We start from the raw sequence: 24,944 nt of genomic DNA, 5'->3' as shown, positions 1-24,944 counted from the left end.
TGTCACAAAACCGTAACTCTGCTGTCATGAAGCCTTAATATGGGAACCGGCATCACTTCTCCCGATGCCGGTTCCCATGAAAACTGCCTTCCTTGCAAAAGACGCTGCCGTCTCAACGGCCGGACTGGAATTGCACTATGGCGCGACGCCGGTGCTCAAGGGCATCGACGTGGCGCTGGTAAAGGGGCAGACGCTTGCGCTTCTCGGTCCTTCCGGTTGCGGCAAGACCACGCTGCTGCGGCTCGTTGCCGGGCTGCTGGCGCCAAGCAAGGGATCTGTCTCGATTGCCGGCCAAATGGTCGCGGATGCGGCGACCGGCGCGTTTGCGCCGCCGGAGAAGCGTAATCTCGGCATGGTATTTCAGGATTACGCCCTCTGGCCGCATATGACGGTCGGCGGCAATGTCTCGTTTCCGCTGGAAATGCGTGGCATCGGACGCGCCGAACGCGAGCGCCGCACCTTGCAGGCGCTCGAGAAGGTTGGGCTCGCCGCCTATGCCGGCCGCCGGCCGAGCGATCTTTCCGGCGGCCAGCAGCAGCGTGTGGCCATTGCCCGCGCCATCGTTGCCGAACCGCAGCTGATCCTGTTCGATGAGCCGCTTTCCAATCTCGACCGCGAATTGCGCGAAAACATGGTCGGCGAACTCGCCGAGCTGATTTCTTCGCTCGGGCTTACCGCCATCTATGTCACTCACGACCACAGCGAGGCGCTGACGCTTGCCGACCAGGTTGCCGTCATGCGCGGCGGGCTGATCGAACAGCTTGCCAGCCCCGACGAGCTGATCGCCCGGCCGGCGACGCCGGAAGTCGCGGATTTCCTGCGTCTCGGTGGCATTGCCGATCTCGAACGACGTGGTGACGCCTGGCTGTTCAAGGGCAGCGATGTGGCGCTGTTCGCGGCACCTGCCGATGCATCCGGGACCGCGCGGGTGCTGATCCCTGTTTCGGCCGTCACTGCCGGCGAGATCGAGCCCGGCCGGCTGGCTGCCACGGTGCTGCGTTCGCAGTTTCGCGGTGACGGGCATCTGGCAACGATCGCGCCTGCCGGCGTCGGGCACGTCGAATTGCAGGTTCTCAGCCGCAACAAGTTGAGGTCCGGCGACGAAGTCGGGCTTGCCATCGATACGAACCAGATCCGCTGGTTCGCGGACACACGTTAATCGCCTCACTCAAGCATTCACCCAACAGGGAGTTTTGGACATGTTCAAGTCATTGAAGAGCATCACACTTGGTGCCGTTGCCGCAGTGCTTCTGGCCGGCGTCGCGCATGCCGACGTCACCGTTTACACCGCCGGCCCGCAGAGCCTGATCGACAAGATGTCGGAAGGCTTTACCAAGCAGACCGGCATCAAGGTCAACGTCTTCCAGGCCACGACCGGCAAGGTCATGGCCCGTATCGAAGCTGAAGCCTCGAACCCGGTCGTCGACGTGCTGATCTCGGCATCGTGGGATACCGCGACCGATTTTGAAAAGCGTGGCTGGCTGGTCAAATATTCGAGCCCGAACGCTGCCAAGGTTCCGGATTTCCTCAAGTCCGACTATGCCGTTGCACAGGGCATTTCGGCCCTCGGGATTGCCTGGAACACCAAGAGCGGTACGCCGAAGCCGACCGAATGGGCCGACCTGACCAAGGCTGAATACAAGGACATGGTCAATATTCCGGATCCTGCACAGTCCGGTTCGTCCTTCGAACTGACCGCGGCTCTCGCCGGCCAGGACGAGTTCAAGCTGTTCAAGGATCTGCAGGCCAATGGCGCGATCATTGCCGGTGCCAATGCCGAAGCGCTGAACCCGGTTCTGCAGGGTGCCAAGGCTGCCGTATTCGGCGCCGTCGACTACATCACGCTCGCCGCCAAGAAGAAGGGCGAAAGCATCGACGTGATCTTCCCGGCTTCCGGCACCGTGATTGCTCCGCGCCCGGCGATGATCCTCAACTGGTCGAAAAACCAGGACGATGCGAAGAAGTTCATCGACTACATGCTCTCGGACGAAGGCCAGAAGCTGGTCGCCGCCCAGATGCTGATGCCGGCCCGTACCGACATCCCGGCCGATCGTCCGCTGATCAGCGATCTGAAGCTTTTGAAGTTCGACAGTGCTGCCGTCTACGGCAAGCGCAAGGAAACGCTCGGCGAAATCACCAAGATTTTTGGTGGCAAGTAAGCGCCTCGAACGGGAGACGGCACGATGAGGGACAAGGCTATGGGTGGGCCGGCTCCGGCCGCCTGGCTGGCGATTGCGGGACTTGTTCTTGTTGTCGCCGTTCCTTTTCTTGCCGTCGTCCTGCAGGGTATTTTCCCCAATCTCGGACAGGGCTCGTTTGCGGGCCCTTTCTCCTCCTTCATCGCGACGCTGAATGATAGCGCGCTGGTCGGCATGGCCGGTAACACGATCCTGCTCGGCGGTTGCGTGGTGCTGGTCTCGGCTCTGGTCGCCGTGCCGCTCGGGGTGTTCCGGGCACTTTACCGGGTGCCATGTGCGCCGCTGTTCGACGTGCTGCTGCTCGTCCCCTTCATGATCCCGCCCTATATCGCCACGCTCGGATGGATCATGACGCTGCAGCCGCGCGGGTATCTGCAGCAGCTTGTGGGGTTCAATCTTTCACCCTTCCTGTTTTCGCTGGCCGGCATGACCATGGTCATGGCGTTCAATACGTTTCCAGTCGTCTATTTCGCCGTGTCGCGGACGGTGGAGGCCGTTGGTGCGCGGTACGCCGATGTCGGCCGGGTGTTCGGCGCGACGCCTGCGCGTGCCTTCTGGCGGATCACGCTGCCACTTTCGGCGCCCGGGCTTGCAGCGAGCCTGATGCTGGTTTTTGCCGCCGCAATCGAGGAATACGGCACACCGGCGGCACTCGGCCGCCGTGCCGGTTTCAAGGTTCTCGTCACCGGCATCGATCTGCGAATATCCGATTGGCCGATCGATCTTCCCGGCGCCTCGATCATGTCGCTGCTGCTGGTCGCGCTTTCCCTCATTACGTTTCTCGGCCAGCGCTGGATCCTGTCGCGGCGATCCTATCAGACGGTCAACGGCAAACCTCAGGCGAAGGACAAGCGGCCGCTCGGGGCGCTCAAGCTCCCGGTAATGTCGGCTTTCGTGGTTGTCTCTTTTCTCGCGACCGGCGTGCCGCTTCTGGCGATCCTGGCGACCGCGCTTTCCCGGACGATCTCCGGGGGGCTGGCCCTCGATAATCTCAGCGTCGATAATTTTTCGGCGGTGTTCCAGAACAGTTCCGGCGCGCTCGGAGCGCTTGCCAACAGTTTTTCGCTCGGCATCGGCACGGCGGTCATCACCGGTCTGATTGGCGTAACGGCCGCTTATACCGTGGTGAAGACGAAGATCCGTGGCCGGCTGGCGATAGACACGCTGACGATCATTCCGAACGCATTGCCGGGCATCGTCGTGGCGGTCGGGCTGATCCTCGCCTGGAACATGCCGTGGCTGCCGGTGACGCCCTATAATACCGGTTTCATCCTGCTGCTCGCCTATTGCTGTATTCTGCTGCCGCAGCCGATGCGCTATGCAACAGCGGCGTTTCAGCAGATCGGCGACAATCTGGAGGCAGCAGCACGGGTGTTCGGCGCAAGCGGCGTGACGGCTTTCCGGCGTATTCTTCTGCCTCTGGTTTTCCCCAGCCTGGCGTCTGCCATGCTGCTTGTCTTTGCGCTCGCCTCGCGTGAACTCGTTGCTTCCGTGGTCATCGCGCCGGTCGGCATGCAGACCATCGCCACCTTCATCTGGCGGCAATTCGAACAGGGTTCGATCGGGCTCGGCATGGCCATGGCGTTCATCGCCATCCTCATTACGACGCTACTTCCGCTGCTGCTTCTTGCCCTTTTGAGACGCAGTGGACTGGTCGCAGAATGACACTTGCAAATTCACCTTGCGCCCGCCCCCTTTCGCAAACGCGAAAAACAGGCTATGAGCCCGCCAACGAAATAGGCGCGTTCCATCGATCAGCGCCCCAAAACTCCGAGATTTAAAATGGCTATGCGGAATATCGCGATTATCGCGCACGTCGACCACGGCAAAACGACACTCGTCGATGAGCTCCTGAAGCAGTCCGGCTCGTTCCGCGAGAACCAGCGCGTTGCAGAGCGCGTGATGGACAGCAACGACCTCGAAAAAGAACGTGGCATCACCATTCTCGCCAAGGCAACTTCGGTTGAGTGGAAGGGCGTTCGCGTCAACATCGTCGACACCCCCGGCCACGCCGACTTCGGTGGCGAAGTCGAGCGTATCCTGTCGATGGTGGACGGCGCGATCGTTCTCGTCGACTCGTCTGAAGGCCCGATGCCGCAGACCAAGTTCGTCGTCGGCAAGGCGCTGAAGGTTGGTCTTCGCCCGATCGTCGCGATCAACAAGATCGACCGTCCGGACGGCCGCCACGAGGAAGTCATCAACGAAGTCTTCGACCTGTTCGCCAATCTCGACGCTACCGACGAGCAGCTCGACTTCCCGATCCTCTACGGTTCTGGCCGCGATGGCTGGATGAACGTCAACCCGGAAGGCCCGAAGGATCAGGGTCTGGCACCGTTGCTCGACCTGGTTTTGCAGCACGTTCCGGAACCGAAGGTCGAAGAAGGCCCGTTCCGCATGATCGGCACGCTTCTCGAAGCCAACCCGTTCCTCGGCCGCATCATCACCGGTCGCGTCGCGTCCGGCTCGATCAAGCCGAACCAGGCCGTCAAGGTTCTGTCCCAGGACGGCAAGACGGTTGAAACCGGCCGTATTTCGAAAATCCTCGCGTTCCGCGGCATCGAGCGTCAGCCGATCGAAGAAGCCCATGCGGGTGACATCGTCGCTATTGCCGGTCTCTCCAAGGGCACCGTTGCCGACACGTTCTGCGATCCGTCCGTCTCCGAACCGATGCACGCACAGCCGATCGATCCGCCGACCGTCACCATGTCCTTCATCGTCAACGACAGCCCGCTTGCCGGCACCGAAGGCGACAAGGTGACGAGCCGCGTCATTCGCGATCGCCTGTTCAAGGAAGCCGAAGGCAACGTTGCCCTCAAGATCGAAGAAGCCGAAGGCAAGGATTCGTTCTACGTTTCGGGCCGCGGCGAACTTCAGCTCGCCGTTCTGATCGAGACCATGCGCCGCGAAGGCTTCGAGCTTGCCGTCTCGCGTCCGCGCGTCGTCATGCACAAGGACGAAAACGGCACCACGATGGAGCCGATCGAAGAAGTCGTCATCGACGTCGATGAAGAACATTCCGGTATCGTCGTGCAGAAGATGTCCGAGCGCAAGGCCGAGATGACCGAGCTTCGTCCGTCGGGCGGCAACCGCGTTCGTCTGAAGTTCCTGGCTCCGACCCGTGGCCTGATCGGCTACCAGTCGGAACTGCTGACCGACACGCGCGGTACGGCAATCATGAACCGCCTGTTCAACGATTATCAGCCCTACAAGGGTGAAATCGGCGGACGTACCAATGGCGTTCTGTTGTCCAACCAGTCCGGTGAAGCCGTTGCCTACGCGATGTTCAACCTGGAAGATCGCGGCCCGATGATCATCGAGCCGGGTGAAAAGGTTTATGCCGGCATGATCATCGGCATCCACAGCCGAGACAACGACCTCGAGGTCAACGTTCTCAAAGGCAAGCAGCTGACCAACATCCGTTCGGCCGGCAAGGACGAAGCCGTCCGCCTGACCCCGCCGATCCGCATGACGCTCGACCGCGCGCTGTCCTGGATCCAGGACGACGAACTGATGGAAGTGACGCCGAAGTCGATCCGCCTGCGCAAGATCTACCTCGACGCCAACGACCGCAAGCGCTTCGACAAGTCGAAGGCAGCGCTCTAAGCTCTCCATAAATATTCGCTTGAAAAGCCCGGCCGCAAGCCGGGCTTTTTTCTGTGCCCCGGCAAATCTCACGACTTGTGGCGGCAGTTAAAAAAGCGTTAACTCGGCTGATATTGTCCCCATAAGAAGTCTGTGGGCAATCCGTCTGGTTAATGAATGACCGATGGCGGATCCCGCACAGCAGGACCTAAAGTCGCGTTATGAAGACGTTGTCGATCGATGTTCGGCGGGCTGATCCGCAAGATGCCAGAGCCATCTCGGAAGTTCACCGGGAGAGCTGGGCGCAGGCCTATGCGGGGCTCATTCCCCACAAGCCGCTGATCCAGATGATGGAGCGGCGCGGCGAAAAATGGTGGCGCAAGGCAACCAACGGCCCGGCAACGCTGATGGTGATCGATGTCGCCGGGCAAATTGCCGGTTACGCGACGATCGGCCTGAACCGGGCGCGCTCCCTTCCCTATGACGGCGAAATCTACGAGATTTATCTCCGCCCTGAATTCCAGGGGATCGGCCTTGGACGGCGGCTGTTCGGTGAAAGCCGCAAATTGCTCAAGTCACTCGGCTGCAGGGGGCTTGTCGTCTGGTGCCTGGAAGACAGCGAACATGCGAACCGCTTCTTTCGCCGGCACGGCGGCGTCGATGCTGTCGAAGGCATGGAAGACTTCGCAGGGACGCAGCTGCGAAAAGTCGGCTTCGTCTGGCCGGGCTAGCCAGTTTTTCCCGCCACGATCTTCTGGAGCGCGGCGTTCTGCGGATGCAGGTTCCACCATATCAATGGCTTATTGCCTTGGCGCGGAATTTTCGCTATCGACGCTTGACTGAATTGAACGTGATCGAGGATCAAAATGCGTATCGATGCAATCTCCATCGGCAAAAATCCGCCTGACGACATCAACGTCATCGTCGAAGTTCCGGTTGGCGGGCAGCCCATCAAGTACGAGATGGACAAGGAAGCCGGCGCACTGGTCGTCGACCGCTTCCTCTACACGCCGATGACCTATCCGGGTAACTACGGCTTCATTCCGCACACGCTGTCCGAAGATGGCGACCCGTGCGACGTGTTGATCTGCAATACCCGTCCGCTGGTTCCCGGCTGCGTGATCAACGTGCGCCCGATCGGCGTGATGATCATGGAAGACGATGGCGGCAAGGACGAAAAGATCCTCGCGGTCCCGGTTCCGAAGCTGACCCAGCGTTACGACAAGATCGTGAATTACACCGATCTGCCGGAAATCACGCTGAAGCAGATCGAGCACTTCTTCGAGCATTACAAGGATCTGGAACCCGGCAAGTGGGTGAAGATCGGCGGCTGGCAGAATGTCGACGTCGCCAAGAAGCTGATCGTCGAGGCCATCGAGCGCTACAAGGCCCAGAAGTAATCGGGGTCCCTCAATAATCAGGCCGTCAGGCTTTCGATTTTCGCCTTCAAATCCTCCGGGTCGCCATCGATCCGGAGGATTTTTTTACGTGCTGTTTCGCCGGTGATGAAGGTGACGGCGCCTTTCGGCACGCGCAGTTTCTTGGAGAGAAGCGCCACCAGCGCCCGGTTGGCCTTGCCGTCTTCGGGAACGGCTGCGACACGGGTTTTGAGGAAAATATTGCCCTCGGCATCCGTCTCGACGCAGTCGAACGCGTCCCGGCCGCCGTTTGGTGTCAGCCTGATGCTCAGCCTGACGTGATCTGAATGAATGCTTACGGCACTCACGCGACCATCGGGTAAAGCGTCGTCCAGAGGAAGGAGCGCAGGAAGAAGATGATCAGCAGCACGATGATCGGCGAGATATCGATGCCACCGAGATTGGGCAGGACGCGCCGCAAGGGGGCCAGAACCGGTTCGGTGACATTGAAGAGGAAACGGCCGATGGCATCAACGAACTGGTTGCGCGAATTGATCACGTTGAAGGCGTAGAGCCAGGAGAAGATGGCACTGCCGATCAGCACCCAGGTATAGAGGTTCAAGGCCAGATCAATGGTCTGAAACAGCGCGAGCATTCACGTCTCCAATTTCGTTGCCGGGTCTTTGTTTGCCGATAGCGGGCATCCGGCATGCAATTGATTGTTGACAGACATGTAGACATTGGGGAACTAACGGGCAAGTAGCGTCTGTGCCGCGCACCCGGCATGCTTAACGGCGACCGGATGCCTTTGTCCCTGGCGGTATGCCCGAAAGTTTGTCGCGATGTCCATTCCCGCCTCTGGTACTGCCTCCGGCGATCGTTTCGCAGCCTTCCGGCACTCATCCTATACCCGCTTCTTCTTCTCCCGCTTCTTCTCCGCCTTCGCGATCCAGATCATCAGCGTTTCGGTCGGCTGGCAGATGTATGACGAGACACGCAATCCGCTCTATCTCGGATTGATCGGGCTGTTCCAGTTCCTTCCCTCGCTGCTGCTCATTCTGGTGACCGGGACGGTTGCCGACCGCTATAATCGCCGCATGATCGTGGCGATCTGCCTTGTAGTGGGCTCCGCTTGTGCGGCTGCCCTGCTTGCGCTGACGCTTTCGGGAAGCTTTGCCGTCTGGATCGTGTTTGCCATTCTTGTCGTCTTCGGCATCGAGCGCGCCTTCATGGGACCGGCCGTCCAGTCGCTCGGTCCCAATCTGGTGCCGGAACGGGATCTTGCCAATGCGATAGCGTGGAATTCGTCCTCCTGGCAGACGGCGTCGATCCTCGGTCCGGTGGCAGGCGGTCTGCTTTACGGGTTGAGTGCCACGGCCGCCTATGGCGTCGCTCTCGTTCTGATGGCGATTTCTGCGGTTCTGGTTTTTTCGATCCCGAAGCCTGCGCAGCGCAGCGCGTCGTCCAAGGTCGACGTCGCCCATATTCTCGCCGGCTTCCGTTTCATCTTCAGCGAAAAGGTTGTGCTCGGGGCGATCTCTCTCGATCTGTTTGCCGTTCTGCTTGGTGGTGCCGTGGCGCTGATGCCGATCTTTGCGCGCGATGTGCTGGAACTCGGACCATGGGGGCTGGGATTGCTGCGCGCCGGTCCGGGCATCGGTGCGATCTTCGTGGCGATCTGGCTCGCCTTTCATCCGATCCGCCATCATGCGGGGATTGCGATGTTCGTCGGCGTCGGCTTCTTCGGTCTCGGTACGCTGATCTTCGGTCTGTCGTCGACGCCGTGGCTGTCCATCGTGGCGCTGATGATCATGGGTGCGGCCGACATGATCTCCGTCTATGTCCGCGAGACACTGATCGCGCTGTGGACACCCGACGAGGTGCGCGGCCGTGTCAACGCCGTCAACATGGTGTTTGTCGGAGCTTCCAACGAGCTCGGCGAGTTTAGGGCGGGCACGATGGCGCATGTGATCGGCGCGGTTCCCGCGGTCGTCATCGGCGGCGTCGGGACGCTGGCGGTGACCGTCATCTGGGCGCTCGGCTTTTCCAAGCTGAGACAGATCGATACGCTGGAAGCGCCGCAGCGATAGTTCTACGCTGATTGCAGCTTCAGCGCCGGCTGCCTGATGTCGCCAGCCGGATTTTCGTCCTGCTGCTGACGCAGAAAGACGATATCGAGAAAATCCGACAGCCAGGCCTTGAGCGGCGCGTCGAAGATCATCCGGCCCTCGAGATGTTCGCTGCCCTGCTGGGCGTTGGGCATGGTGAAGCGCTCGGCGCCATGCACGACCCAGCGGTGCATCATGGCGCGGGTCAGCTCGGCATGGAACTGCACGCCCCAGGCATTGTCGCCATAACGGATCGCCTGGTTGGGATAGGCATCCCCTTGCGCCAGAAGCTGCACATCGCGGGGAAGGTCGAAACCTTCGCGGTGGAAATGATAGACCATTTTCGGCCAGGTCATCAGCAAGCGACCCTGTTGCGTCGGGCGTAACGGATACCAGCCGATTTCCGTCATCTCGCCCTTTTCGGCGGCGACCTTGCCACCCAGATGGCGGACCATCATCTGGGCACCAAGGCAGATGCCGAGATAGGGCTTGTTTTCCTTCAGCGGCACACCGATCCAGTCGATTTCCCGGCTGACAAAGGGGTCGGGGTCATTGGCGCTCATCGGTCCGCCGAAGATGACAGCGCCGGAATGGCCAGGCATGCTCTCCGGCAGAGCGTCGCCGAGTACGGGTCGGCGTATATCGAGCGGAAATCCCTTGTCGAGAAGCATCTGCCCGACGCGGCCGGGGGAGGAAAGCTCCTGGTGGAGGATGACGAGGATGGGAGACAAGTCGGTTTTGCTACGGGGCAGTATCAGCATTATCGGATCCTAACTCTCCTTCCCAAGTGCTCCTGCTCCTCCTGCAAGACGTGCGGCGGCCTCCTGGCGCTGCAGTACGCGATCTCTTGCCGAAACACCGAGAAGATCCGCGATCCTCCAAATCACATGATCTTCTATCTCGCTTCTCTGGCCATCGGCATAAACGATGTCCCAGAGGATGCCGAGGAGTTCGACACGGTCTTCCTCGTTGACCAGATGCCTCCTTAGATCGGATGTGAAGCGGTAATAATCAACCGCCTCGCTGCCGGCGTCGTGACCGGCCTCGATCAGCGCTTTGAGCTGGTCTTCGCTCAGGTCGTAGCGTTCACGCACCAGTTCGCGGAATTTGCGCTGCTCCTTGTCGGAGACATTGCCGTCCGCCTCCATGACCTGAAAACAGAGCGCGACGAATGCGACCCGTGGATCATCGGGGGCAAATTCCCCGTCATGGTTCGACGATGAGAGCGTGTGAAGAAAGGCCTGAATTCGGTCCAGCATCGATATAGGCCTTGCTCCATTTTTCTAGAACAACCGCAACCTCGTCTTGGTCGGGTCGGCGTTCTGGTCCTTCACGCCCGGATCATCCGGTGGACGCCCGAAAAATGGAACCGGTTCCGCCCCGCTTTCCTGCGTTTTGTCAGGTTTTGGCGCTGTTTTCTCCGGCACTGTTGTCTTTGCTGCAACAGCGATCTCGGCTGCCGGTTTTTCCTCGGGCGGCTGCTCGATGATTTTGGGCTCGGGTGCCTCGCTTCGTCTTGTCGGTTCCACCGGCGCCGGCTTTTCCTTTGCGACCGGCGGCAGTGCGGCGATCGTCTCATCGGCGGCCGGCCGGCCTTCGACGACCGGGCCTTCCAGCTGGCTGAACGGAAGCTTCCATTCGAAGGCATCGAGCTTGCCGGTGACGGGCGAAACCGGCAGCCAGTTTTCAGATACGAAGCCATCGGCGACCCAGGCGGGATCGCGCGGCGCACGCAGCGCCTGGGACATCCAGTAGCGGATACGGCCCTGATCGCCGGTTTCGGCTTCCTCTATATCGGCGAGCAGCAGATAGACCCGTTCGCTTGCTTCCATACGGGCCGCCGCTTCCGCTCTGGCTCGGGCCTTGGAAAGGTCCTGTGCGCCAAGTGCCGCCTGTGCGACGACGAGCAGCGATTCGATATTGTTCGGGCGCAGCGCTTCGAGTTTTTCGGCGCGTTTCAGACGGTCGAGCGTGCTGTCGCCGCTGCGAGCGCGAACATAGGTGGCGGCGATATCGGGATGCGGGGAAAGCTTCCAGACACCTTCCAGCACCGAGGCGGCCTTGCGGGTATTTTCCTGCCGCAGCAGGGCCTTGGCCGAGATAATGGCCGCCGGCACCAGATCCTTGGCGAGTTTCAGCGCGTCGGTTGCGTCCTCGCGGGCACCGGCCGGGTCGCTTTCCAGCCGGTCACCGGCACGTGCGGTGAGGATGACGGCCTTCAATCGGTCGGCTTCCGACCGGCTGACGATCTGTGCGGCCCGCTGCTGGGCAAGCGTTTCCAGCGCATCGTCCCAACGGCCGGACCGGCTCTGGGATTCGAGCGTCGCCTGGGATGCCCAGGGCAGGTAGGGCGCGTGTTCGGCCGCCTTTTCGGCATATTGGCGTGCGGCCTCGTTGGCGCCCAGGCGTCGAGCCTCCATGTAGAGGCCGCGCAGGCCGAGTTCGCGGGTTTCCGGGTCGTTCGCCATGCTTTCGAACTTGGCGCGCGCGTCGTCGTATTTGCCCTCGATCAGGGCGGCCTGCGCATCGAGAAGCAGGATCAGCGGCTCCTGGTCGGCACGCAGCAGGCTGCGGCTCCTGATGCTCATCTTGCGGGCGAGAAGCGCATTGCCGGCGCCGGCGGCGATCAGGCCGGTCGACAGGGCCTGATAACCGCGATCGCGCTTGCGGGCACGGAAATAACGGCGCACCGAATAGGGCGAGGTCCAGATGATGCCGACGATCCACCAAAGCAGCATAACGACGCCGATCAGTGCCACGACCGCCGTCGCCGCCACCATCAGGCTCGTTTCGATCAGATGATCCTGCCAGGTGATCGACAACAGGCCGGGGCGGTCGGCGAGCCACGAAAAACCCCAGCCGAGACCGAGAATGACGAGAAGGAAAATGAAAAGTCTGACCATTCCGTTTCTTCGTCCTCAGCCTTGAGTGCCGGTGATCGCGCGGGTGAGCGTGCCACTGACAAGATTTTCCACCTCGATGCGGGCATCGAGTTCCTGCTTGAAGGTTTGTGACGCTGCCTTGGCCGGTTCGGGAAGCGCTGCCCATTCGCGGGCGGCACCGGACAGGTCGCCAGCCCGCAGCCGGTCCTCGAACCTTGCAACAATGTCCTCAGCCGTGTTGCCCGTCACATCGCCGACCTTGCGGACCTTCACCACCGAAAGGGCGGAGGAGAGGAGCCGTTGCGCAACGCCCATATTGGGATCGGGTTGAGTGACGGCGGCAATCATGTCGTTGGCGACGCCGGATGCCTGGGCCTGAAGCTCGACGCGGGAGAGTACGCCCTTGGTGGCCAGAGGCTGCAGCTGTGCAATCGCGGGATCATCGGCTGCAAGCGTCTTGTAGGTCTCCAATTCGGCTTCGAAGGAACCGCCGCGATCAATCGCACCCTTGAGTGCCGCTGCCGCGACCGCTCGTGCGGCCATCTGTTCCGGTCCCTTGTCGGCAATCTCGGCTTCGGCCTGCTGCAACCGGCCGGCATTGGCTTCGGTGGCGGACTTGATGCCGGAGAGTTCCCCCTCAAGCGCCGCGAGACGCTGGGCAAGGGCTGCATCCGGCGCGGCGGACGATGTGCTTGCCTCGAGCGTTGCAATCCGGCCTGCAAGGTCGCCGGAAGGCTCTGCCGGGCGCTTGGTCAAGGCCTCGACCTGCTGGCGAAGGGAGGCGATTTCGGCTGTTACATTCGTGCCGCTGGATGCCGGAGCGGGGGATGCCCCCGGCAGCAGGCCGGCATATTGCATGCTGCCTGCCAGAAGCAGGGCGACGATACCGCCGAAAATACCGGCGGCGACAAGCGTCGAGGTGGCGGTGGCCGGGCGTTGTGCCGGGCGACGTTCGTGAGGTGGCGGCGGGGGACTTTTCGCCTCATCCTGCGCGGCCAGTTCGGCTTCATCGGCTGGCCTGGCTGTATCCACCGGGCCGGCGGACAGGTCGGGACCGGATCTGATTTCAGGTTCGGGGTCGTCGAAACGTGGCGTCTCTGCCTTTCCGGCTTCGGGGTCTGCCGGGTTCTGTGTTTCAGGTTCCGCTGCGGTTCCCGATATTGCCGGCGAAGAGGTATCCGTCACCTCTGTTGCTTCGATGGCCGCCACGTCGGTCTCGACGGGGGGCATTGTCTCGTCGCTATCGTTGGCGCGCACCGGTTCAGCGATGGCGGCGGTTTCCTCCGCCGTCAGGTCGATCGTGACCGGCTCCTTGTTCGTCCTGGACCGGCGCGGTGGTTTTTCGGATACCATCTCGACCTCTTTTCTGCCTGCGTTCCCTAAAACCTAGTCGGTGCCCCCGGTTAAGGAAAGGGGCGTCGCCGGAATTTGGAGCGGCAAGAGGTTAAAGAAGCGCCAAGAGGGCGTCCTCGTCCGGGCTTTCGGCGATTTCGAGATGTGGGCGAAATGCCGCGGGGACGGCGGAAGCCGCACGGTCGCTGATGCAAAGGATGCGCATATTCGCAAGATCGACCAGATCGGTCGGGATGAGATCAAAAAAGCGGAGGGTGCTTTCCCGCGAATAGAGAAGAACGGCCTCGGCCCCCGGCGTGGCGTCCGACCGGGCGAGGCGGGTGGCAAGGTCTTCGGCCGTATAATCGAGCGTCGTCATCTCATAGATCTCGGTGACGCAGCATGGAATGCCAAGTTCGGCGAGCCGGGTTTCGAGCGTTTCGGCACGCGGGCGGCCGGCAAGATAAACCAGAGGCAGGTGCTGTTTCCCAGAGTTTGCAGCGATCAGCCCGGCCAGTGCGGCGCCATCGCCGGAGCCTGCGTGAACCACGAGAAAGCCTGAGGATCTTGCAGCTTCTGCGGTCGCCTCGCCGACGGCAAAGAGCGGTTTTTCGAAATCGATCAAAGGGCGGAGCGCCGGAACGGAGAGTACCCGCAGGGCTTCGGCGCTGGTCACCACGAGTGCCGAGTGCGGTTGCGCCAAGGCTTCGATCGCGGCCTGGTGATGATGGACCGGCTTGCCAAGCGGCAAGATGATCGGGTCATGGCCCATGGCTTTCAGCCGTCCGGCAGTGCGGGCGGCCGAGATTTCAGGGCGGGTGACGATGACCCGCAAGGTTCAGCTCCAGCTCTCGAAGAAGCCGGCGCCGGCGGCGGTGCGAACGGCTTCGCCGGCCCGCAGGCCGAGCGCTTCGGCATCTGTCCGCTTGCCGTCCAGTTCTATCGCGTGTTCACGCCGACCGTCGGGCGTCAGGATCAGGCCGGAGAATTTGAGGGCATCTCCGTCGCAGATCGCAAAGCCGCCGATCGGCGTCCGACAGGAGCCGTCAAGTGCGGCCAGGAAGGCGCGCTCGCAGCTTACGGCGTCGTAGGTCGCATGGTCATTGATCGGGGCGAGAAGGTTGCCGATACGCTGGTCGCCGATGCGGCTTTCGACGCAGATTGCGCCTTGTGCCGGGGCTGGCGGAAAATCTGCCGGGTCGAGAAGTTCCGTGACGACATGTTCCATCGAAAGACGCTTGAGGCCGGCATAGGCGAGCAGCGTCGCATCGACATGACCCTCGTCCAGCTTGCGCAGCCGCGTGCCGACCGAACCGCGAAAGATTGTCACCTGAATATCTGGACGAAGACGGCGGACGAGAGCCTGGCGGCGCAGCGAGGCGGTGCCGACAACTGCGGCATCGGGAAGCGCCATAAGGCTTGGCGCGCTGCGGCCGATAACGGCATCGCGAAAGTCCTCGCGCGGCAGGTAGGCGGCGATATGCAGCCCATCCGGAAGTTTCGTCGGCATGTCCTTCGACGAATGCACGGCGATATCGAGTTCGCCGGATTGCAGCTGTTCCTCAAGCTCCTGGGTGAAAAGGCCCTTACCGCCGATTTCGCTCAGTGCGCGATCCGTCACGCGGTCGCCGGTCGTCGACAGCACGACGATCTCGAACATCTCTTCCGGCAAGCCATGCGCAGCCATCAGTCGCGCCCGCGTTTCCGCGGCCTGTGCCAGCGCCAGCGGGCTACCCCTGGTGCCGATACGGAAAGGTTTTGTTTGCATCCGTTTCATTCCGTTGTTACCGGAAGCTCTCGTAAACCGGATCATCCGGCATCGCAACGAATTGAGAGGGCAATGGCGCCATTTCTCCGCATCCTCGGCATCGAGACAAGCTGCGACGAGACCGCTGCCGCGGTCGTGGCGCGGCATGAGGACGGACGCAGCGAAATCCTCTCCGATGTCGTTCTTTCGCAGCTTGACGAGCACAGCGCCTATGGCGGCGTCGTGCCCGAGATCGCCGCGCGTGCCCATGTGGAAGCACTGGACGAACTGATCGAGGAGGCGCTGCATCGCGCCAATGTCCGGCTCGACGATGTCGACGCCATTGCTGCAACATCCGGTCCCGGCCTGATCGGCGGCCTGCTGGTCGGGCTGATGACGGCCAAGGCGATGGCCCGTGTGTCGGGCAAGCCGCTGATGGCGATCAACCATCTCGAAGGTCACGCGCTGACGGCGCGGATGACCGATGGGCTGTCCTTCCCCTATCTGATGCTGCTGGTTTCCGGCGGCCATACGCAGCTGATCCTTGTCCGCGGCGTCGGCGAATACGAACGCTGGGGCACAACGATCGACGATGCGCTGGGCGAAGCCTTCGACAAGACGGCGAAGCTGCTCGGCCTGCCTTATCCGGGCGGCCCGGCGGTCGAGAAGGCGGCTCAGTCGGGCAATCCCGATCGTTTCTCGCTGCCGCGTCCGCTGGTCGGCGAGGCACGGCTCGATTTTTCCTTTTCCGGTCTGAAAACGGCCGTTCGGCAGGCGGCGACAGAAATCGCGCCGCTGACCGAGCAGGATATCGCCGATATCTGCGCATCGTTCCAGAAAGCGGTTTCAAGGACGCTGCGCGACCGGATCGGCCGCGGGCTTGCCCGTTTTCGTGAAGAGTTTTCGGGGATCGAAACGGATCGTGCGCTGGTGGTGGCCGGCGGTGTTGCTGCCAATCAGGAGATCCGCCGCACGCTGCAGGCGCTTTGCCTCGAGCACGGTTTCCGTTTCATCGCACCACCGATCCGGCTTTGCACCGATAATGCCGCGATGATCGCCTGGGCGGGGCTCGAGCGACTTGCGGAAGAATTTCCGGCCGACGATCTGGATGTCGCGCCGCGTTCGCGCTGGCCGCTGGACAAGGATGCAAAAACTTTGCTGGGATCGGGCAAAAGAGGGGCCAAGGCATGAGCAACGAGCGGATCGCCGTGATCGGCGCGGGCGCATTCGGGACTGCGCTCGCAACGGTTTTCGCGCTGGAAGGCCGTCATCCGGTCATGCTGGTTGGGCGTCGGCCGGACCTGATGAACGACCTGCGTGACGACCGCATGCATGATGCCGCGCTACCGGGCGTTCCCTTGCCGGACCGTCTGGAGTTTTCCTCCGAGCCTGACGCCGTTGCCGAAGCCGATGTGGTGCTGTTCGTCATGCCGTCGCGGGCGCAGCTCGATGCGGCGCGTCATTACGGCCCTTATCTTGCCAAGGATGCCGCCGTCGTCATCTGCGCCAAGGGGCTTGACCGGTCCGAGCGGCTGCTGACCGATGTGGTTTCGGCGGAGTTGCCAAGGACCAGCCTTGCCGTGCTTTCCGGCCCAGGCTTTGCCGCAGATATCGCTCGCGGCCTGCCGACGGCGATGGCGCTCGGGGCGCAGGATGTGGCGCTCGCCGAGCGGCTGGCGCATATGCTGTCCGGCCGCAGTTTTCGTGTCTACGGATCGCCGGACGTGGTTGGTGTGCAGCTCGGTGGTGCGCTGAAGAACGTACTGGCGATCGCCTGCGGCATCGTCGAAGGAGCGGGTTTGGGTGAATCCGCCCGTGCGGCACTGATTTCCCGGGGCTTGGCCGAGATGTCGCGGCTGGTCGAGGCGATGGGTGGCAATGCGGACACGGTTCGCGGCCTGTCGGGCCTCGGCGACCTCGTGTTGACCGGCACCAGCCATCAGTCGCGCAACCTGCGCTTCGGCATCTCGATCGGTCAAATGGGACAGGCCGGGGGCGAAGCGGCCCAGACCGGCGGTGGCCCCTTGGTCGAAGGCGCGTTTGCCGCTTCGGTTGCGGCCCGGCTTGGGCGGACGTTTTCCGTCGACCTGCCGATCACCGATGCCGTGGCGGCGATCATCGACGGCAGGCTCGACGTGATGACGGCAATGGAACAGTTGATGACCCGACCGATCAAGGCCGAATAAACAAAGCTATTTTCACGCAATTCCGGACGCGGAACCGCGTCACGCATTTGCCGGAATTGCCTCAAGAGGAGAGACCCGATGCTGTTTGCCTTTCTTTGCACCGACAAACCCGGACACCTGCAGGTCCGCATGGATACCCGCCCGACGCATCTGGAGCATCTCAACAAGCTGAATGCCGACGGCGTGCTTAAATTTGCCGGTCCGTTCCTTGATGATGACGGCAAGCCGAATGGCAGCCTTGTGGTGGTCGAAGCCGCCGACATGGCGAGCGCCCGCACGATTGCCGAAGCCGATCCCTATTACCTCGCAGGCCTGTTCGAAAAGGTCGAGGTCAAGGCCTGGAACTGGGTGTTCAACGATCCTTCCAAGAAGCCGGAGTAAGATCGCCGGATGGCATATTGGCTTTACAAATCCGAACCGAATGTCTGGTCCTGGGAACAGCAGAAGGCCAAGGGTGCCGCCGGCGAGGAATGGACCGGTGTGCGAAACTATCTGGCGCGCAACAACATGCGGGCGATGAAGATCGGCGACAAGGGCTTTTTCTACCACTCGAACGAGGGGCTGGAGATCGTCGGCATTGTCGAGGTCTGCGCGCTGTCGCATCCGGATTCCTCAGCCAAGGGCGATCCGAAATGGGATTGCGTCGATATTCGCGCGGTCATCGACATGCCGAAGCCGATCACACTGAAGGACGTCAAGGCCAATCCGAAGTTCGAGAAGATGGCACTGGTGACGTCGATGCGGCTTTCGGTGCAGCCGGTGACCGAGGATGAATATTTCGAGATCTGCCGTCTCGGCGGGCTCGATCATCCACCGACATCGCCGGCCTGAGCGCTTTCGCGGTGAAGACCGATCCGAAGGCCTTCATTCTGGAGAATACCGATCTCATGCGGCCGCCGCATGTGCCGGAGGTCGTGCTTCATCTGGCTACCGAAGCCCATGATCTCTGGCTGAAGACGGAGGAGGATCTGGAGGCGATCGGTCTGCCGCCGCCGTTCTGGGCCTTTGCCTGGGCCGGGGGCCAAGGCCTTGCCCGCTATATCCTCGACCATCCCGAAACGGTCACCGGCAAACGGGTGCTGGATTTCGCCAGCGGTTCCGGGCTTGTGGCGATCGCCGCAAGGCTTGCCGGCGCAGCACATGTGGTGGCGGCGGATATCGATCCGTGGACGGAAACAGCCGTGGCATTGAATGCGGCAGAAAATGGTGTCGGGATCGGTTTTACCGGCGAGAACCAGATCGGCCGGATGGTCGATGCGGATATCGTGCTGGCAGGCGACGTGTTCTATGACCGGGATTTTGCTGCGGCGATCGTGCCGTGGTTCACGGCGCTTGCCGATGCGGGTGTGGTGGTTCTGGTCGGTGATCCGGGGCGCAGTTATCTGCCGACAGAGCGGCTGGAAAAGCTTTCCGTTTACGAAGTGCCGGTGACGCGGGCGCTGGAGGACAGCGAAGTGAAGAAAACGACGGTGTGGCGGTTCGGGTGAGCTGTGAGGAAAGGTGTCGTTTGTCGCGATCCCCTTCGCCAACAAAATCAACATTTTAGCTTTATCTACGTGTTAGAAATTGCCAGTGAGGGGGCCTTCTCTCACTCATGCCAGTCCGCCCCCGCGCAGAACCCTGCCGAAGCTTTCAAAGAACATTCCGGAGAAGCGCACGCATATGCGGAACCTCAAGGGAATAAATAATACGGCTCCGCATATGCGTGGCCTTCGGCGTTTGTTCGGGGCTTCCGGCCCCTACGGATGATGCTCTCGCCTCGCTGCATGTGGTTTCCCACACTTGGACGGCTCGACCGAACCCGGCATGGCTGCCAGGGGGAGGCTTGATCAGGAATGGTTGCCCATCCCCGTGAGTGTCACCCCTTCCGCCTTTGCCGCACGTTACGGTTCGAACGAAAGCGCCGGCCCCCGCCTGCCCGCGACCGTCTCGCGAAACACTCCGGCGACGGAGACGGGGCAATTGTAGGCACGGGTTTTTAGGGCGGGGATGAAATCATTCGCAAGGTGTTGATCGGATTGACGCCGGGGCCCGAAACATCCCCGATATGGCGGGTCGGGGGGGCGGGAGCCGGATCGGAACAGCAGGGCTGATCGAGACGTTTTGCCGAAAAGAGGCACCGGGATCACCATCCGCCACCGGGACGATGAACGAGGGATACAGAGAATGCAGGATCTGGCCGAGCTTTACCGCGGTTACATCGATTGCCTGAACCGGCAGGACTGGCAGAGGCTGGGCGATTTCGTTGCCACTGACGCCATCCATAATGGGCACAGGTTCGGGCTTGCCGGCTACCGCGAGATGCTGGAGGGCGATTTTCGCGCCATTCCGGATCTTTGCTTCACGATCGACTTTCTGATCGTCGACGCGCCGAAAGTGGCCAGCCGGCTGGCCTTCGACTGCACGCCTGTCGGCCAGCTGTTCGGCCTGCCGGTCAATGGCCGGCGGGTGCAGTTTTCAGAAAATGTCTTCTACCGGTTTTCCAATGGGCGGATTGCCGAAGTCTGGTCGGTGATCGATTCCGCTGAGGTCGCGGCGCAGCTGCGATAGGCAGCTGGCCCCTATCGCCCGCGGATGACGCAGACGCCCATTTCGTAGGAGCAGCCGTCGACCGGCTTGAAACTGTCCTGCGCTGACGCCTCGGTGACGTCGATGATCTTTGCCTTTGGGGCGATGTAAGCGCCGGCTTGTTGCGGCGCAGCGAAGGCAGCGTAAACGGTCCTGCCGCCATCGATATAAACGAAGGCGGAACCGGAGACGCTGCCACCGTAATTGACGGCACCGTAAAAGTTTCCGCCAGCATCGTTTGCACCTGAGTAACCCTGGGTGACAACCGAGCCGCGATCGATGGAATCACCTGGTGATGCGGTCACCACCCGGCTTGCGCCACCCAAGCGCTGGTCGGAGAAGAGCTTCAATTGTCCGCGGTGGCCATGATAACCATGGCCGGGATTATGATAGCCGCCCCGGCTCGAGTTGAAGTCGCCCGTTTGCGGCCCCTGATCGCGGGCGGTGGCCCCAGAGGTCAGTGATGCGGCAAGTGCGGCTGCGAAAAGGACAGGTTTCATGTGATTCGCGATCATGGCGAACTCCGGAGATCATGGTTAATCAAAGGTTAACACAATTGACGCCGGAAAGCAGCAGCCCTGGCCAAATCTTTGGAATCGATGGTTAATGGGGCGCGGCGATATGTCCGGGTCTTGCCCCCTTGCAATTCCCAATCGATTAAATTCGCGCTTGCTTGGAATTGTTCTTGTCGTCGGTGAATTCGGCGATTAAACCACGCCGATGATGCAATGCACATTTTCTCGGCATGGTGCATTGCCGGGCGCCCGCCCGTTAGACGACGCCGCGAGGTAATGATGGCGAATGTAACGAATAACCGGCCCCTGTCGCCGCATCTGCAAATCTACAAGCCAATCCCCACAATGGTCATGTCGATTGTTCACCGCATTACCGGCGGTGCGCTTGCGGCCGGCACCATTCTTCTCGCCTGGTGGCTGATCGCCGCCGCATCCGGCAAGCCCTATTTCGACTGGGTCAGCTGGCTGTTCGGTACCTGGATCGGACTTCTTGTCCTGTTCGGCTATACCTGGGCGCTGATCCATCACATGCTTGGCGGGCTTCGCCATTTCGTGTGGGACATGGGCCACGGCTTCGACAAACATCTCACCACCAAGGTCGCCCGCATCATGCCGATCGTCTCGATCTGTCTGACCGTGCTGGTCTGGATCATCGGCCTGGCCGTCTGAGGAGGAAACATCATGGATATGCGTACTCCCCTCGGCAAGGTTCGCGGTCTCGGCTCGGCAAAGGACGGCACCGAACATTTCTGGGTCCAGCGGATGTCGGCCGTCGCGCTGGTGCCGCTGATGATCTTTTTCATCATCTTCCTGATCCGCTATGCCGGCGCTCCCTATGAGGATGTTGTCGGCGCTCTGTCGAACCCGCTCATCGCGGTGCTTTTCGGTCTGATGGTGGTCGCCGGTCTCGTTCACATGCGCATCGGCATCCAGGAAATCATCGTCGACTACGTGCATCACGAGGGGCTGAAGTTCCTGGCGGTGATGCTCAATACATTTTTTGCAATGCTGATCGGTGGGCTCTGTCTTTTCGCCGTTCTGAAGATTGCGTTCGTAGGATAATCCATCATGGCATCCGTCACACCGATTTCCCCGAACGGGGGCGCCCAGAACGGCAAAGCATATACCTATGTCGACCATTCCTATGACGTGATCGTCGTCGGTGCCGGTGGTGCGGGTCTCCGCGCCACGCTCGGCATGGCCGAACAGGGTTTCAAGACCGCCTGTATCACCAAGGTCTTTCCGACCCGCAGCCATACGGTTGCGGCGCAGGGCGGCATTGCCGCCTCGCTGCAGAACATGACGCCGGACAGCTGGCAGTGGCATCTCTATGACACGGTCAAGGGTTCCGACTGGCTCGGCGATGTCGACGCCATGCAGTATATGGTCATGGAAGCGCCGAAAGCCGTTTACGAGCTTGAACACTACGGCGTGCCGTTCTCCCGAAATGAAGAAGGCAAGATCTACCAGCGCCCGTTCGGCGGCCATATGCAGAATTTTGGCGCCGGCCCGCCGGTACAGCGCACCTGCGCTGCTGCCGACCGTACCGGCCACGCCATCCTGCACACGCTCTACGGCCAGTCGCTGAAGAACAATGCGGAATTCTTCATCGAGTATTTCGCGCTCGACCTGATAATGTCGGATGACGGCCGCTGCACCGGCGTGGTTGCCTGGAACCTCGACGACGGCACGATCCATCGCTTCTCCGCCAAGATGGTGGTTCTGGCGACCGGCGGTTACGGCCGCGCCTATTTCTCGGCAACCTCTGCCCATACCTGCACCGGCGACGGTGGCGGCATGGTGGCCCGCGCCGGAATGCCTCTGCAGGACATGGAATTCGTCCAGTTCCACCCGACCGGCATTTACGGTTCGGGCTGTCTGATCACCGAAGGCGCGCGCGGCGAAGGCGGTTACCTGGTCAATTCCGAGGGCGAACGCTTTATGGAGCGTTATGCCCCTTCGGCGAAGGATCTTGCCTCGCGCGACGTGGTTTCGCGCTGCATGACGATGGAAATCCGCGAAGGCCGCGGTGTCGGCAAAAACAAGGATCACATCTTCCTGCATCTCGACCATCTCGATCCGGCCGTGCTGCATGAACGTCTTCCGGGCATTTCGGAATCGGCAAAGATCTTTGCCGGCGTCGATGTGACCCGCGAGCCGATCCCGGTCCTGCCGACCGTTCACTACAATATGGGCGGCATTCCGACCAATTACTGGGGCGAAGTGCTCAATGCCGACGCCAACAATCCCGAACGCATTCTCCCCGGCCTGATGGCGGTGGGCGAAGCCGGTTGCGCCTCGGTTCACGGCGCCAATCGTCTGGGCTCCAACTCGCTGATCGACCTGGTGGTCTTCGGCCGTGCCGCCGCGATCCGCGCCGGCCAGGTGATCGACCGCGAAGGGCCGATCCCGGCGCTCAACACTGCTGCCTGCGACAAGATCATGGACCGGTTCGACGGCCTGCGTTACGCCAAGGGCTCAACGCCGACCGCGGTGCTGCGCGACAAGATGCAGCGCACCATGCAGGATGATGCAGCGGTGTTCCGTACGCAGGAATCGCTCGAATCGGGCTGCAAGCGGATATCGCAGATCTGGGGAGAGATGAAGGACGTCAAGGTCACCGACCATTCGATGATCTGGAACTCCGACCTGGTCGAAACGCTTGAACTGCATAACCTGATGGCGAATGCCATCACCACGGTCTATGGCGCCGAAGCGCGCAAGGAAAGCCGCGGTTCGCACGCCCGTGAAGATTTCACGGACGGTCCGTTTGCCGGCCGCGACGACGTGAACTGGCGCAAGCACACGCTTGCCTGGGTCTCGGAAGCGGGCGACGTGAAGCTCGACTATCGTCCGGTCCATACGGACCTGATTGCCGAAGGGATCGATCCTTACAAGATCGAGCCCAAGGCGCGCGTGTATTGATCCCGAGGGAACTGGACCATGGTTGAACTCGCTCTCCCCAAGAACTCGCAGATGACCGAAGGCAAGGTCTGGCCGAAGCCGGATGGTGCCAAGAATGTCCGCGAATACCGCGTCTATCGCTGGAACCCTGACGACGGCAAGAACCCGAGCATCGATACCTATTACATCGATATCGACGATTGCGGCCCGATGGTTCTCGATGGTCTGCTCTACATCAAGAACAAGATCGACCCGACGCTGACCTTGCGCCGTTCCTGTCGTGAAGGCATTTGCGGTTCCTGTGCGATGAATATCGACGGGACGAACACGCTTGCCTGCACCAAGGGCATGGACGAAGTGAACGGCACGGTGAAGATCTATCCGCTGCCGCATATGCCGGTGGTCAAGGATCTGGTGCCGGACCTCAACAACTTCTATGCCCAGCATCGCTCGATCGAGCCGTGGCTGAAGACCGTGTCGCCGACGCCGGCGAAGGAATGGAAGCAGAGCCATGAGGATCGCCTCAAGCTCGACGGTCTCTACGAATGCATCCTGTGCGCCTGCTGCTCGACCTCCTGTCCGAGCTATTGGTGGAACGGCGACCGTTATCTCGGTCCTGCGGTTCTCTTGCAGGCCTATCGCTGGCTGATCGACAGCCGCGACGAAGCCAAGGGCGAACGCCTCGACAATCTCGAGGATCCGTTCCGGCTTTATCGCTGCCACACGATCATGAACTGCGCCCAGGCCTGCCCGAAGGGGTTGAACCCGGCCAAGGCGATTGCCGAAATCAAGAAGATGATGGTCGAACGCCGCGTCTGACGCAATGAAACAACGAGGCCGCGCCGGTTCGCCGCGGCCTTGTCTTATGCATGACTGCGCCTCACGCACGCCATTTTGAATGCAACAATGGACGTGTTTGTGCCGGATTGCTTGGCTACCCTTGATTAACCAAGGTCGTTTACGATATTCCCGGCCAAGCTGTCGTGCCCAGTGGGGTGCAATGTGACATGATCCGGACAGGAGTTTTCGATGCAGTTCAAATATGTGGCAACAGGTCTCGTACTGACCTTGGCTCTGGCCGGTTGCCAGCGCACATCCTACAGCCCGTATAACGATCTGCCTTCGCAGCCCGCTCCGCTTCAGGCCCAGCCGGTGCCGAGTGTTCAGGGCGGCCAGCTGCCCCCGCCGGGTGGCATGTCGCAATATCCGACCGCGCCGCAGCAGGGCGGGCAGAACATGGCGTCTGCCGATCCGAATGCGGCTGCTCCGGCAAATGCTCTTGATGTCACCAAGCAACAGATGGTCGGCAACTGGCGCGTCTCCAATGGCGGCGCATCCTGCGACATGTTCCTGACGCTGACCAATCTCGGCGGCGGTTCGCGCGGCGGCACCCGTGGTTGCTCCGGCGAGCTGACGACGATGGGCTCCTGGGAAGTGTCGGGCAAGATGGTGCAGTTCAAGAACCGCGCCGGTGACGTGATCGGCCGCGCCTACAAGAGCGCCGACAACCGCTTCGACGGCACGATGAATTCCGGCCAGCCGGTCAGCCTCAGCCGTTAATCCT

Annotated in this window: 27 protein-coding genes; 18 read left to right on the top strand and 9 right to left on the bottom strand. The window is 61.4% G+C overall.

The features are described 5' to 3' along the window. The first annotated feature begins 76 nt into the window (after positions 1-76). From AC2GXZ_RS24175 to ppa, 6 genes are all read left to right on the top strand, one after another. The gene (locus tag AC2GXZ_RS24175; RefSeq protein WP_483761771.1) at positions 77-1,159 is read left to right on the top strand and encodes an ABC transporter ATP-binding protein; all 1,083 of its coding nucleotides are present in this window, start codon (positions 77-79) and stop codon (positions 1,157-1,159) included. A gap of 40 nt (positions 1,160-1,199) precedes the next feature. Continuing rightward, positions 1,200-2,159 carry an ABC transporter substrate-binding protein gene (locus tag AC2GXZ_RS24170; protein WP_483761770.1) on the top strand — a complete coding sequence of 320 codons (960 nt, stop codon included), beginning with the start codon at positions 1,200-1,202 and terminating at the stop codon, positions 2,157-2,159. A gap of 24 nt (positions 2,160-2,183) precedes the next feature. Further along, positions 2,184-3,863 (top strand): ABC transporter permease, encoded by a 1,680-nt coding sequence (locus AC2GXZ_RS24165; protein WP_483761769.1) that lies wholly within the window; start codon positions 2,184-2,186, stop codon positions 3,861-3,863. A gap of 117 nt (positions 3,864-3,980) precedes the next feature. Then, positions 3,981-5,801 (top strand): translational GTPase TypA, encoded by a 1,821-nt coding sequence (typA, locus tag AC2GXZ_RS24160; RefSeq protein ID WP_483761768.1) that lies wholly within the window; start codon positions 3,981-3,983, stop codon positions 5,799-5,801. A 200-nt stretch (positions 5,802-6,001) separates the two neighbouring features. Further along, positions 6,002-6,511 carry an N-acetyltransferase family protein gene (locus AC2GXZ_RS24155; RefSeq protein WP_483761767.1) on the top strand — a complete coding sequence of 170 codons (510 nt, stop codon included), beginning with the start codon at positions 6,002-6,004 and terminating at the stop codon, positions 6,509-6,511. 135 nt (positions 6,512-6,646) lie between these two features. Further along, complete coding sequence (gene ppa, locus AC2GXZ_RS24150; RefSeq protein WP_483761766.1) at positions 6,647-7,180, top strand: inorganic diphosphatase; 534 nt, start codon at positions 6,647-6,649, stop codon at positions 7,178-7,180. Positions 7,181-7,197: 17 nt separating this feature from the next. On the opposite strand, the gene AC2GXZ_RS24145 is transcribed toward ppa, so the two are convergent. Both AC2GXZ_RS24145 and AC2GXZ_RS24140 read right to left on the bottom strand, forming a co-directional pair. Beyond that, on the bottom strand, positions 7,198-7,506 hold the full coding sequence (locus tag AC2GXZ_RS24145) for a DUF167 domain-containing protein (protein WP_483761765.1): 309 nt from the start codon (positions 7,504-7,506) through the stop codon (positions 7,198-7,200). Beyond that, entirely contained in the window at positions 7,503-7,793 is a 291-nt protein-coding gene (locus tag AC2GXZ_RS24140) for a YggT family protein (protein ID WP_483761764.1), read from the bottom strand. The genes AC2GXZ_RS24145 and AC2GXZ_RS24140 overlap by 4 nt, the downstream gene beginning before the upstream one ends. A 187-nt stretch (positions 7,794-7,980) precedes the next feature. Here AC2GXZ_RS24140 and AC2GXZ_RS24135 point away from each other — a divergent pair, with 187 nt between their 5' ends. Continuing rightward, positions 7,981-9,228 (top strand): MFS transporter, encoded by a 1,248-nt coding sequence (locus AC2GXZ_RS24135; protein ID WP_483761763.1) that lies wholly within the window; start codon positions 7,981-7,983, stop codon positions 9,226-9,228. A 2-nt stretch (positions 9,229-9,230) separates the two neighbouring features. Here the strand turns inward: AC2GXZ_RS24135 and AC2GXZ_RS24130 are convergent, their stop codons facing one another. From AC2GXZ_RS24130 to hemC, 6 genes are all read right to left on the bottom strand, one after another. Then, the gene (locus tag AC2GXZ_RS24130) at positions 9,231-10,007 is read right to left on the bottom strand and encodes a glutamine amidotransferase (RefSeq protein WP_483761762.1); all 777 of its coding nucleotides are present in this window, start codon (positions 10,005-10,007) and stop codon (positions 9,231-9,233) included. Positions 10,008-10,016: 9 nt separating this feature from the next. Further along, positions 10,017-10,505, bottom strand: a complete 489-nt coding sequence (locus AC2GXZ_RS24125; protein ID WP_483761761.1) for a tellurite resistance TerB family protein — start codon at positions 10,503-10,505, stop codon at positions 10,017-10,019. Positions 10,506-10,529: 24 nt separating this feature from the next. Continuing rightward, positions 10,530-12,149, bottom strand: coding sequence for a heme biosynthesis HemY N-terminal domain-containing protein (locus tag AC2GXZ_RS24120; RefSeq protein WP_483761760.1), 1,620 nt, complete (start codon positions 12,147-12,149; stop codon positions 10,530-10,532). Positions 12,150-12,164: 15 nt separating this feature from the next. Further along, entirely contained in the window at positions 12,165-13,481 is a 1,317-nt protein-coding gene (locus AC2GXZ_RS24115; RefSeq protein ID WP_483761759.1) for a COG4223 family protein, read from the bottom strand. Positions 13,482-13,572: 91 nt separating this feature from the next. Then, positions 13,573-14,295 carry a uroporphyrinogen-III synthase gene (locus tag AC2GXZ_RS24110; RefSeq protein WP_483761758.1) on the bottom strand — a complete coding sequence of 241 codons (723 nt, stop codon included), beginning with the start codon at positions 14,293-14,295 and terminating at the stop codon, positions 13,573-13,575. A 3-nt stretch (positions 14,296-14,298) separates the two neighbouring features. After that, the gene (hemC, locus tag AC2GXZ_RS24105; RefSeq protein WP_483761757.1) at positions 14,299-15,228 is read right to left on the bottom strand and encodes a hydroxymethylbilane synthase; all 930 of its coding nucleotides are present in this window, start codon (positions 15,226-15,228) and stop codon (positions 14,299-14,301) included. Positions 15,229-15,300: 72 nt separating this feature from the next. Here hemC and tsaD point away from each other — a divergent pair, with 72 nt between their 5' ends. From tsaD to AC2GXZ_RS24075, 6 genes are all read left to right on the top strand, one after another. Further along, positions 15,301-16,398, top strand: coding sequence for a tRNA (adenosine(37)-N6)-threonylcarbamoyltransferase complex transferase subunit TsaD (gene tsaD, locus AC2GXZ_RS24100; protein WP_483761756.1), 1,098 nt, complete (start codon positions 15,301-15,303; stop codon positions 16,396-16,398). Continuing rightward, entirely contained in the window at positions 16,395-17,393 is a 999-nt protein-coding gene (locus AC2GXZ_RS24095; protein WP_483761755.1) for an NAD(P)H-dependent glycerol-3-phosphate dehydrogenase, read from the top strand. The genes tsaD and AC2GXZ_RS24095 overlap by 4 nt, the downstream gene beginning before the upstream one ends. Before the next feature lie 78 nt (positions 17,394-17,471). Continuing rightward, on the top strand, positions 17,472-17,774 hold the full coding sequence (locus tag AC2GXZ_RS24090; RefSeq protein ID WP_483761754.1) for a YciI-like protein: 303 nt from the start codon (positions 17,472-17,474) through the stop codon (positions 17,772-17,774). A 9-nt stretch (positions 17,775-17,783) separates the two neighbouring features. Continuing rightward, positions 17,784-18,224: an EVE domain-containing protein gene (locus tag AC2GXZ_RS24085; protein ID WP_483761753.1), complete on the top strand. Its 441-nt coding sequence runs from the start codon at positions 17,784-17,786 to the stop codon at positions 18,222-18,224. Between the two features lie 11 nt (positions 18,225-18,235). Further along, complete coding sequence (locus AC2GXZ_RS24080; protein WP_483761752.1) at positions 18,236-18,880, top strand: class I SAM-dependent methyltransferase; 645 nt, start codon at positions 18,236-18,238, stop codon at positions 18,878-18,880. Positions 18,881-19,559: 679 nt separating this feature from the next. Beyond that, positions 19,560-19,943 carry an ester cyclase gene (locus AC2GXZ_RS24075; RefSeq protein ID WP_483761751.1) on the top strand — a complete coding sequence of 128 codons (384 nt, stop codon included), beginning with the start codon at positions 19,560-19,562 and terminating at the stop codon, positions 19,941-19,943. Positions 19,944-19,954: 11 nt separating this feature from the next. Here the strand turns inward: AC2GXZ_RS24075 and AC2GXZ_RS24070 are convergent, their stop codons facing one another. Further along, a complete protein-coding gene (locus AC2GXZ_RS24070) occupies positions 19,955-20,476 on the bottom strand; it encodes a hypothetical protein (protein ID WP_483761750.1) in 522 nt (173 codons plus the stop codon). A 279-nt stretch (positions 20,477-20,755) separates the two neighbouring features. Between AC2GXZ_RS24070 and sdhC the strand changes: the two genes are divergently transcribed. The 5 genes from sdhC to AC2GXZ_RS24045 all read left to right on the top strand — a co-directional run bounded on the left by sdhC (position 20,756) and on the right by AC2GXZ_RS24045 (position 24,940). Continuing rightward, positions 20,756-21,145, top strand: coding sequence for a succinate dehydrogenase, cytochrome b556 subunit (gene sdhC, locus AC2GXZ_RS24065; RefSeq protein WP_483761749.1), 390 nt, complete (start codon positions 20,756-20,758; stop codon positions 21,143-21,145). Between the two features lie 12 nt (positions 21,146-21,157). After that, positions 21,158-21,538 (top strand): succinate dehydrogenase, hydrophobic membrane anchor protein, encoded by a 381-nt coding sequence (gene sdhD, locus AC2GXZ_RS24060; protein ID WP_483761748.1) that lies wholly within the window; start codon positions 21,158-21,160, stop codon positions 21,536-21,538. A gap of 6 nt (positions 21,539-21,544) precedes the next feature. Further along, entirely contained in the window at positions 21,545-23,401 is a 1,857-nt protein-coding gene (gene sdhA / locus AC2GXZ_RS24055; protein WP_483761747.1) for a succinate dehydrogenase flavoprotein subunit, read from the top strand. A gap of 18 nt (positions 23,402-23,419) precedes the next feature. Next, entirely contained in the window at positions 23,420-24,199 is a 780-nt protein-coding gene (locus AC2GXZ_RS24050; RefSeq protein ID WP_483761746.1) for a succinate dehydrogenase iron-sulfur subunit, read from the top strand. A gap of 210 nt (positions 24,200-24,409) precedes the next feature. Beyond that, entirely contained in the window at positions 24,410-24,940 is a 531-nt protein-coding gene (locus AC2GXZ_RS24045; RefSeq protein ID WP_483761745.1) for a protease inhibitor Inh/omp19 family protein, read from the top strand. Positions 24,941-24,944: the final 4 nt, after the last annotated feature.

Source organism: Aliirhizobium sp. YIM B11859, from assembly GCF_057163345.1.
The sequence above is the reverse complement of the archived record's forward strand: the minus strand, read 5'-3'. Positions and strand labels throughout refer to the sequence as shown.